The organism is Streptomyces hesseae (assembly GCF_031845785.1).
Classification (GTDB): Bacteria; Actinomycetota; Actinomycetes; order Streptomycetales; family Streptomycetaceae; genus Streptomyces; species Streptomyces hesseae.
In genome coordinates this window covers 1-941 of the sequence record NZ_JAVRFI010000057.1, presented here as the reverse complement: position 1 = coordinate 941, position 941 = coordinate 1, and the positions used below count along the sequence as shown (strand labels likewise).

Below are 941 nucleotides of genomic sequence, written 5' to 3'. Positions count from 1 at the left end.
GGCTAGAGGGTGTCTGAGAAGTCCCTTTCAGGTGGGTGTTGTAGTGCGGTGGAGTAGGAGCATGATGGCGGCCAGGTAGACGGCGCTTTCGGAGCTGTCGGCGAGGTATTCGTAGTCCTTTGACAGGCGTCGGTAGCGTCCCAGCCAGGCGAAACTCCGCTCGATGACCCACCGGCGCGGGACCACGGAGAACTGCGGCACCGGGGGTGGTGTGTCGCCGGCCCGGACCCAGGTGCCCCGGAATCCGCCGTCGCGGCGTTCACGACCTGGATGGTGATCCCGGTGTTCTCCCGGATGCCGTCCAGGAACTCACGGCCTCGATAGCCCTGGTCGGCCCATAGGTGCCACAAGCGGGGGAACTTCCCGGCGGATCGTGCGAGGAGCACGTCGGCGCCGTCCCGGTCACCCACGTTCGCGGGGCTGACACACACGGCTAGGACCAGCCCGAGGGTGTCCACTATCAGGTGACGCTTGACGCCGTGTACCTTCTTGCCACCGTCGTACCCGTGCAGGCCGCCCCGCTCGGCGCCCTTGACGCTCTGGCTGTCCAGCACACCCGCACTCGGCGTCGGATTACGCCCCCGACCAGCACGTTCCCGTGCACGCAGGGTGGCCAGGATCTCCTCCCAGCGGCCCTCGATCCGCCACACCCGCCAGTAGTGGTACACCGTCTGCCACGGCGGGAAGTCATGCGGAAGTAACCTCCAGGCACACCCGGCCCGCAACCAATAGGCCAGGGCATCAATGATCTCGCGCCGGGAGTGTTCCGGCGGTCGGCCTCCGGGCTTCGGCGGTGGAATCAGCGGTGCGAGCACCACCCACTCGGCATCGGACAAGTCTGTCGGATACACAGCACGGCGGTCGGCCATACCCGACCTCCCACCCCAGTAGGGACCGCCAAGTCACCTACCCTGAAAGGGACTTCTCAGACACCCTCTAGC

The 941-nt window shown here is 66.6% G+C and carries 1 protein-coding gene; it reads right to left on the bottom strand.

From position 1 onward, the window contains the following. Positions 1–27 precede the first annotated feature (27 nt). A protein-coding gene (locus RM609_RS34165; RefSeq protein WP_311616570.1) for an IS5 family transposase occupies positions 28–869 on the bottom strand; the annotation gives its coding sequence in 2 pieces (ribosomal slippage) (positions 28–258 and positions 261–869; 840 coding nt in all). Positions 870–941 lie beyond the last annotated feature (72 nt).